This is a genomic window from Paenibacillus dendritiformis (genome assembly GCF_945605565.1).
Classification (GTDB): domain Bacteria; phylum Bacillota; class Bacilli; order Paenibacillales; family Paenibacillaceae; genus Paenibacillus_B; species Paenibacillus_B dendritiformis_A.
On the sequence record NZ_OX216966.1, the window covers coordinates 6,535,355 to 6,543,515 of the forward strand.

General features: G+C 45.9%; 9 protein-coding genes and 1 pseudogene. 5 read left to right on the forward strand and 5 right to left on the reverse strand.

The window, feature by feature from the left end:
- Positions 1-2: 2 nt before the first annotated feature.
- From NNL35_RS29445 to NNL35_RS29455, 3 genes are read right to left on the reverse strand one after another with little or no spacing between them, the layout of a single operon-like run.
- Positions 3-1,535, reverse strand: coding sequence for an ABC transporter permease (locus NNL35_RS29445; protein ID WP_083835629.1), 1,533 nt, complete (start codon positions 1,533-1,535; stop codon positions 3-5).
- A 49-nt stretch (positions 1,536-1,584) separates the two neighbouring features.
- On the reverse strand, positions 1,585-2,976 hold the full coding sequence (locus NNL35_RS29450; protein ID WP_006679369.1) for a HAMP domain-containing sensor histidine kinase: 1,392 nt from the start codon (positions 2,974-2,976) through the stop codon (positions 1,585-1,587).
- 22 nt (positions 2,977-2,998) lie between these two features.
- Positions 2,999-3,670, reverse strand: a complete 672-nt coding sequence (locus NNL35_RS29455; RefSeq protein ID WP_006679368.1) for a response regulator transcription factor — start codon at positions 3,668-3,670, stop codon at positions 2,999-3,001.
- 331 nt (positions 3,671-4,001) lie between these two features.
- Between NNL35_RS29455 and NNL35_RS29460 the strand changes: the two are divergent.
- Positions 4,002-4,121, forward strand: a pseudogene (locus NNL35_RS29460) (Rrf2 family transcriptional regulator); the annotation flags it as partial.
- A gap of 159 nt (positions 4,122-4,280) precedes the next feature.
- On the forward strand, positions 4,281-5,210 hold the full coding sequence (locus tag NNL35_RS29465) for an MBL fold metallo-hydrolase (protein WP_006679366.1): 930 nt from the start codon (positions 4,281-4,283) through the stop codon (positions 5,208-5,210).
- A 70-nt stretch (positions 5,211-5,280) separates the two neighbouring features.
- Here NNL35_RS29465 and NNL35_RS30500 read toward each other — a convergent pair whose 3' ends face one another.
- On the reverse strand, positions 5,281-5,442 hold the full coding sequence (locus NNL35_RS30500) for an IS3 family transposase (RefSeq protein ID WP_276540158.1): 162 nt from the start codon (positions 5,440-5,442) through the stop codon (positions 5,281-5,283).
- A gap of 49 nt (positions 5,443-5,491) precedes the next feature.
- Here NNL35_RS30500 and NNL35_RS29475 point away from each other — a divergent pair, with 49 nt between their 5' ends.
- The 3 genes from NNL35_RS29475 (at position 5,492) to NNL35_RS29485 (ending at position 6,665) form a co-directional block, all read left to right on the forward strand.
- Entirely contained in the window at positions 5,492-5,965 is a 474-nt protein-coding gene (locus NNL35_RS29475; protein WP_050979488.1) for a MerR family transcriptional regulator, read from the forward strand.
- On the forward strand, positions 5,949-6,395 hold the full coding sequence (locus NNL35_RS29480) for a hypothetical protein (RefSeq protein WP_006679364.1): 447 nt from the start codon (positions 5,949-5,951) through the stop codon (positions 6,393-6,395). Before NNL35_RS29475 ends, NNL35_RS29480 begins: the two co-directional genes overlap by 17 nt.
- Positions 6,396-6,527: 132 nt before the next feature.
- A complete protein-coding gene (locus tag NNL35_RS29485) occupies positions 6,528-6,665 on the forward strand; it encodes a hypothetical protein (protein ID WP_254553956.1) in 138 nt (45 codons plus the stop codon).
- Between the two features lie 648 nt (positions 6,666-7,313).
- Here the strand turns inward: NNL35_RS29485 and NNL35_RS29490 are convergent.
- The gene (locus NNL35_RS29490) at positions 7,314-7,934 is read right to left on the reverse strand and encodes a transposase (RefSeq protein ID WP_158000476.1); all 621 of its coding nucleotides are present in this window, start codon (positions 7,932-7,934) and stop codon (positions 7,314-7,316) included.
- Positions 7,935-8,161 lie beyond the last annotated feature (227 nt).

Below are 8,161 nucleotides of genomic sequence, written 5' to 3' on the forward strand. Positions count from 1 at the left end.
ACTTAATTCCTTTCCATAAGAATTTTGATCGGTTCGTATTTGGTAATTCGGCTGATAGATATGAGACTGGCGACAGATACAAGCAGCAGCGCGATACCTATAATTTGAAGAGCCGCGTTCATATTCAAGGACAGATCGATGCTGCTGAGCGGTTCCACGTCGGTGCTGGAAAAGGAGCTCTGTGGAGCCATCATCATCATGCCTCCGCTTGGCTGATTCGCCGCCTCTTCTGCCAATTCAATCTGGTTGGCAAGCAAGGCATTGGTGACAGGCTGCGCAGACAGGCTGCCCACGCCAAGTCCGACCGCCAAACATACACAGGTGATTATCATGATTTCAGACCACAATCCAAAAGCGACCTTCCCTTTTTTCAGCCCCATGGCCCGAAGAACGCCGATTTCATATTTGCGCTCTCGGATAGACATCGAGGACAGAAGTGCGATAATGATGCCCCCGAGAATTAACACGACCGCCATGAATGTCACGGCCACGCCTTTGAGTCCTTCCACGGGACCGATGATTTTGTTATAGGAAGCCTCATCCGTAGTAACGTTAAAGGTTTGCTCCAACCCTTTATCATATACTTCCTCAGCGAAGGCATCCAACATGTCGGGTTGCTTCAAATAATAGGTCGCTTCAACCTTGATACCCGACATTTCTGGTTGAATTTCCTGTACAACCGTATCATAGGTCGTAAGTATTTCATTGCGGCGGTTGGTAAAAGCGTTTTTCATTGAGCCTTCAGCGTATTCATCCGTCACGTCATAATAGGTTCCCACTACGGTCAATTCATATGATATATCCGCGCGTTCCCCCTCCGCTCTATTGGTCAATTCACTATATAACGATAGCTTATCCCCGATTTGAATCCCGTTTTGCTCCGCCAAATCCGTACTAATGATAGCCTCGTTACGTTCTCCCGGCATTCTCCCTTCCGCAAGCTCCCGCATTCCACCCTCGAATTCAGTAAATTGATTTCCGAGAAGACTCAGCATGAACTGCATCGGTTCATCCTGGGACATACCCGGACCGCCACCCATCCTCATCATGCCGCTTCCCGGGCCAAGCTCCGCGTCAATCGCGGTTATGTTTTCGCTATTTACACCGGTTCTGGCCGTATATACGCTGTTTTGCAGATATTCCGATTCACCGAACGCAATATACTGGTCAGCAGGGATCGACGGAATGGTTATCATCACCCGCCCATCTTTGCTGTTTGCCATTGCCTCCTCTCGTATTTTCTGCATGTCAGGTTCAAGACGCACTTCCGCTCCAAAACGGCCTTTATAATCTTCTATGATGCCATTTGCGGTGTTGCGGATCATTATCGCAATCACGGTAGTCACGATAACGCCCAAAATGATTGCGCCGATCAGAATGTTTCTGCCTCTATTTTGCCTAACATTGTGAAGGGCATTTTTTAAAATATACATGTTCTCTCCTCCTGAAAATCCTTTTGCGACGAGCCCCGGCTTCTCATCGGAATACAGCATACCGTCCCAATCTAACTTTAATCTAACTTTGGATTTCAACATAAAAAATAACCGGCAGATTCATCTGCCGGTTAACCGGTTAGACCTCATTCTATTCGTGTGGTAGATCCATGCGAAATAACACGCCATTGTCCACATTGTCAAGCGCAAACGGGATTCCCATGAAATCGAGAGCTTTTTTCACAATGGTAAGGCCCAGGCCGCTGCGCCCCTGACTCCGGCTTCTGGCTTTATCCTCGCGGTAAAAAGGCTCAAAGAGCTTAGGCAGCATTTTCTCTTGAATCCTCACGCCATTGTTGAAGACACAAAGACGTACGCCTTTTTTCATTTCCTGCGTATAGATATGAATTTGTCCGCCATCCGGCGTATTTTGAACCGCGTTCATGATAATGTTGGACAACGCTTTGCGGAACAGCTTCGGATCCAATGTGCAGCATAGGTTCTCTGGAATATCCACATCGATGCGTTGCTCTCTTACATCTGCTAATGTTCGGTAGAAGGAAAGAATACTTGTCATAAATTCGTTAAGATTGATTCGCTCTTGTTCCTGTACGGTCATGTCATTGCTCAACGTCACAATTTCTAAGATCTCCGAGACCAGTTTATTTTGTTCATTCATCATTTTCAAACATTCGCGTAGATATTTGGGATATTCCGCGGGCGCAATCACATGTTCCAGCATCCCCTCCAGCAATGCACTGGTGGCAGCGATGGGCGTCTTTAACTCATGCGAAGCCGCAGAGAAAAAATATCGCTGATTTTCTTCCATTTCTTTTTCCCGTTCAATTTCGATTTCCAATTGCTGAATCGTGACTTGCAGGGTTTTATACATTTTGTAGACATCTCCGGCAAGCTGACCAATCTCGTCTTTGCGGGAAGCTGGAGCAGACACCGGCTCCAAATCAGACATTTTCTTCGTGTCTTTCGCGATTTTTTCAATAGGCTTTGCGATTTGTCTGGCAAATAGGGCTGCGGCAAGGAGACTTGCCATGAAAATCAATACAAAAGCGAAAACCATTTTTTCTATAAATTCGCTATATACTTTAGTTCCAGATATCGTACCCGTAACATATAAGGTTACGCCCCCGGAAGCTTTCACCAGGAATTGAAACCGCTCGCTGGAATCTCCGGTTATAAAATGAAATTTACGCTCCGTCAATACATTTCCTTTGACGATTACATTGTTTGATGGCGGTAACTCGATATCATTTTGTATCATGTTAAAATTTTCAGTTTGATATAAAATTTGTCCATCAGCAGCCTCCAAGCAAAATTCAAAGGAGGTGTTTTTTTCGTGAAAGCTATTAGCCATATTCCTAATTTCATCATCAGATTTTCCATGTAGATGATTGAGAAGAGGTTGAAATACCTCTGATATTTGCTGGCGCTGCGTTGACTCAACGACCGATTTGACTTGGTCGAAGAAAAAGATAAACATAAAAAATATAACAAAAAGCAATATCAACGCGGTATAGAAAAACACCTTTCCATAAATTCCAAAAAATCTACGCTGTATGATCCTCGACCTCCAAACAATAGCCAATCCCCTTTACGGTTTTGATGATACTCTTAGGCAATTTATCCCTCAGCTTTTTGATGCTTGCGTGAATAATACCCTCGTTGCCGTCAAAATCATATCCCCAAATCTTAATCAGCAACGTTTCATGTGACACAATTTTATGTCTGTTTTGTGCAAGCAGCATCAATATCTCGAATTCCTTTGGCGACAGCTGAATTTTTTCGCCGCTGTATTCCACTCCGTAGGTTTCGGGGAATAATGTCAGCTTTCCCGCTGTAATTTCTTTTTTGATGGCCCCGCTGCGTCGTAGAAGAGCTTCCACACGTTTGACAAGAATCGGCATAGAGAACGGCTTGGTGACATAATCATCCACTTCATTAGTAAAAGCGGTCAGTTGGTTCCGATCATCGCTCAAAGCGGTCATCATCAATACCGGGGTGTCGTTTATTTTACGAAACTCCTTCAAAAGCTCCTGTCCGTTCGTGCCAGGCAGCATAATGTCCAGTATGATGAGGTGGTACTGTGTGTTATAAAATCGCTCCAGCGCGTCATCGCCATCCGAACACGTATCGATCCGATAACCCGCGCTTTGCAAAAATTTTTGGACCATCGATCTAATATGCTCATCATCCTCGACAACCAAGATTCTAATCTCCATAATCTCACCCGACACCACTATAACATGATAATCTAACTTTCATCTAACTGGGATGTAACATCATTGCCTTAAATCATTTTCCAGAAATGCAACTGCATGACAAAGGTGTTTTTTACGCTTCTGCTCAACGGGATTGAATTACATCTTTCACTTTGTGGACGGAATGCCATCTGAAGGATTTACAGGTGCCTTAACAGATAATCGGAACTTTCGCCCCCCTCTTCCGTGTGCCGTACCGGGAGATTCCAGCGCGTCGAGAACAATTTCAAAAGCCCCCTTGACACTTGCTATGTGTTGTAACTATAATAGTTACACCGTGAGGGTGTCAGTAATGAAACTAAGCAGCAGATTTTCCAAAGCGGTTCACATTCTTTCATTGCTTGTTCCAGCCAAGGATGCGCACTGCACGTCGGAATGGATTGCTGGCAGCGTCGGAACGAATCCGGTTATCGGAAAATAAAGTGAACCCATTTTTTTTGGAATGGTTGTAATAAAGTTGGTTACAACACCAAATCTCGAAATCCATTGAAAGGAGAGTCGTGGATTACGACGTGCATGACATGCTGGTAGCCAAAATCGTTATCAATATAAGGAAGAGGGAGATTTGACGATGTTTAGTAAGAAATCATCGATGGGAATTATTTTGTTGCTTTGTATCACGTTATTGCTGAGCGCATGCTCCGGCGAGGCGAGTACGACGAATACCGCGAGCGAAGGAACTCAGACGCCGGCGGCGGACCTCAAGATCACGCCGTTCAACCCTGGAGAAAACGGCCTCTTCTCCGTCACCTCGAGCCTGATCGAAGGACCGAACGAGGTACTGCTCGTCGATGCTCAGATCGAAAAGAACAATGCCGAGCAACTGGTCAAGATGATCCGCGACACCGGAAAGAAGCTGACTACGGTTTATATCAGCCACCAGGATCCGGATTTCTACTTCGGCCTGTCGACGATCCGCGAGGTATTTCCCGACGTAAAGATCGTTGCCACCCCGGCCACTGTGGAAGGGATCAAGGCAACCATCCAGCTCAAAAGCGATTTCTGGAGTCCGATCCTGAAAGAAAACGCCCCAACCGCGCTGATCGTTCCTGATGTCCTTGACGGGGATAAACTGACGGTCGATGGCGAAACCGTGCAGGTGATCGGTCTCGACGGTTCGGATCCGTCTCATACTGTCCTTTGGGTTCCGTCGAAAAAGACCATCCTGGGCGGTGTGCCGATCTACGAGAACCTGCATGTCTGGATGGCAGACAACCAGACCCCGGAGAGCCGTGACCACTGGCGGGAGATTCTGGAGCGGATTCTTGCCCTGAAGCCGGAACGGGTTATCCCGGGCCATTACCTGGACAAGAGCTCCGAAGATACATCCAGCATCGTCTTTACCCGTGACTATATTGCAGAATTTGAAGCTGCGGCGAAGCAGGCCAAGAATTCCGCTGAGCTGAGTGCAGCGATGCAGAAGGCCCATCCGGACTTAAAGAACACAAGTGATCTGGAATTGGGCGCCCAGGTGATCAAGGGTGAGCGTTCCTGGCCATGATATAACGCCGACGGCCGGTAGCTGACGGCCTTGAACTGTGGCCCTTAACGTGGACAGTATAAAAAAAGCACTACGTTGCCAGAAGATGATTCCTATATTCGTTAGGGGTCATCTTCTTTAATGTCCACTGATATCGCTCAGTGTCGTAAAAGTGAATGTACTCATTAATGCGGGTACGAAGCTCGTCAAGTGCAGTAACAGAGTGGTTGTTAGAATACCGCGTGAAAAAAATAGTAAAAACGTATTGACATTGGAGTTTGCTCCAATGTTATTTTTGATGTATGGAAAAACAATATTCTATAAAAGAGGTTTCACGGATACTTGGTATTCCGAAGGATACGCTTCGGTACTATGACCGTATTGGACTCGTATCACCGTCCCGGGAACACAATTCTTACCGCAGTTATTCTAAGGAGGACCTCATCGATTTGATGAATATTCAAATCATGAAGTATGCGGACTTTTCTCTAGAAGAAATCAAAGAGAAGTTTCAATTCCACAGAATGCAGAGTGTAGATCCTGCTTATTACCAGGAGGTCGCTGAATTCCTTGATTCCAAAAAAGCAGAAACGCTCAAAAAAATTGCACATCTTGAAAAGGTCAGTCAGTTGCTAGACGTAGCAATTGAATCACTAAGGGACTTTAATCATGAAAGTGACCAGCGGCTGGCAGCGTTCGTTCGGGAGATTTACCGGGATCTGCACAAGAAGGATCCTGGAATAACTAAGGAGGATTGTGATGGACGTGAAAATTAAAAATTTTTACTATCTGATTGCTGGCGTTCTTGCAATACTGTTTGCCGTTACACACGCATGGAACGGGCAATCCGCTGTACTGCCGATGCTCTTGGTGAATGATATAGCCATGGATACACGGATAGTATTTAGGTATGTCTGGCATATTATCACTGCGGAGAATCTGATCTTCGGCATTGTATTCATTATCCTATCATTTCAAAGCGAGCGATCGAAGATCCGGTCTGCTGCATGGATAATCGTGTCACTTCTGCTCGTTCGTCTGATTGTCATTCTTGGTGTAACGGCATATTATGATGTTTCGGCACTTACGGACACATTAATTGATTCGATTGCCATCCTAATCTATGTCGCTTTCATCATACTGGGCATAAGAATGAAGAAAAAAGAGTTCGGAGGTCAATCACCACAATCCAGTAGGAAAGTTTAAAGAACTAACTGGGGGGCGTATCACTGCCAGTGATCGCAACACGCTAACGGGAAACGTTAGCTCAATAAATTGGCTTTTACCACTTTTGAGCAGATGCTAAAATACATGTGTACCAGTTAACCTCCGAGTCTAATGTGGCCTCCGAAATCGGATACCGATCTGGCGACTATCGGCTCCTCCGCTTATCGGGTCTATCGCTATGAAGTCTACTATCAAGCTCAAGTTGGGGATACATTAGCCCAGATTAAAACGCAGCTCAATGCTGCATAGGGATACTGTCATATTTTTCAACTCCAAAATTATTGAATCGATTATTGGCAAGTATGTTATATATAAACAAACCAAAAGAAAAACCACCGGTTCCTCCGCAATGCACAATCACCCGCATCAGGGGAAGAGAACCGATGGTTTATCCCTAATTCAATACATCACTGCCCATGACCGCTGTTACCTCTTGTTTTCCTCGTATTGAAAAGGCGCTTCGAATGAATAAATGTCGTGGAAAAATCCTCTATACGGGATGTCTTCCTCCAAACATTTGATAAGGTACAACAATGCTTCGTCGCACTCCACTTGCTCTCCGTTATGTTGTGCCACCTCAAATGCGTCAATCATATTCTCCAAGATTTGGGTGGTAGTTTTATCCAGTAGTAATTTCAATGCCTTAGATATTCTCACTAGCGTTGCATAAACATTGACAGACAATTCAGATAATTAGCATCTACCATGAGAACCAAAAGGTCGAGCAGCCACTAAAGGTAGCACTGTCCATTTGAAAATTTATGTATATTTACTTGGCTTTTGCGTCAGACAACGCCCTTCGGGCCGGCTCGGTTACGTGGGTTCTAACCGCTTTCGTCCTGCCGACTTGCGGCTCGGTTTTCGCTTCATACGCCCGATCCACTGTGCATAGGGCTTCTAAATCAGAGCCTTCAGCCACCGCTGGATTTGCAGGAGGGAGTGCTCTACGTTCGCGTCCAGTTTGGCCAGCATAAGCAGGCAAAAAGCGACGAGTGTCCGCCAAACCTGGTTGTGCACGGCCTGTTTGCTTGTTCCATAGAAATGCTTGATCTTCAGGTGCTGCTTCATCCATTTGAAGAAGGTCTCAATGGCCCTGCGGCTGCGGTACATCTCACTGATTTCATCGCAAGACAGATCGAAACGGTTGGTCCACGTAACCGCGGTCAACACATAGGTGATTCCGGCATCTTCGATAAGGTCATCCATCTGTGTCCGGTCATTTTTCTTGGCTGTCGTAATGGTTGCCTTCTCTGGCAGGACCTCATGAGCATCTGCAAAAGCAAGGCGGAGGTCAAGCTTTATACCTGCCTTGGTCTTGCGAAAGTCGGCCCACTTGTACCTCCGCAAGCAAAGAGCAACGGTGGTAGAGTCGATAGTCCGGAGTGCTTTGCGGTCTGCTATCGAACAACCATGTCTAGACAAAATCTGCATAGCCAGCCGCTCGAAAACCTGCTGGAGCAGGTTCGGATCCACCTGATTATGCTTGCGGCATAATTTTGCCGGTGAGATCGATTCCAAGCCTAGCATTCCTGTTGAAATTCCTTATTCAGAACGTCGTCGGCTATCTCTCTCAGCCCTTCCTGCGGCCTATTTCGGCCATTGTATTTCGGAACTTTTCCCCTATGAGGTAGTAGTAAACGAGTAGCCGCGGCGCACGTTTTAGATATCTGTATTTCTTCCTGTAGTCTTCGTGTGCCTTTTGTTGTTCTTCTGGTGTCATAGTCAAAAGATTAAACTCGTCTGCA

Excerpts from the sequence above, each read along its gene's own strand:
- NNL35_RS29445 (WP_083835629.1), bottom strand. The coding sequence starts at position 1,535 with ATGTTGAAATCCAAAGTTAGATTAAAGTTAGATTGGGACGGTATGCTG.
- NNL35_RS29455 (WP_006679368.1), bottom strand. The coding sequence starts at position 3,670 with ATGGAGATTAGAATCTTGGTTGTCGAGGATGATGAGCATATTAGATCG.
- NNL35_RS29465 (WP_006679366.1), top strand. The coding sequence starts at position 4,281 with ATGTTTAGTAAGAAATCATCGATGGGAATTATTTTGTTGCTTTGTATC.
- NNL35_RS29475 (WP_050979488.1), top strand. The coding sequence starts at position 5,492 with ATGGAAAAACAATATTCTATAAAAGAGGTTTCACGGATACTTGGTATT.
- NNL35_RS29480 (WP_006679364.1), top strand. The coding sequence starts at position 5,949 with ATGGACGTGAAAATTAAAAATTTTTACTATCTGATTGCTGGCGTTCTT.
- NNL35_RS29485 (WP_254553956.1), top strand. The coding sequence starts at position 6,528 with ATGTGGCCTCCGAAATCGGATACCGATCTGGCGACTATCGGCTCCTCC.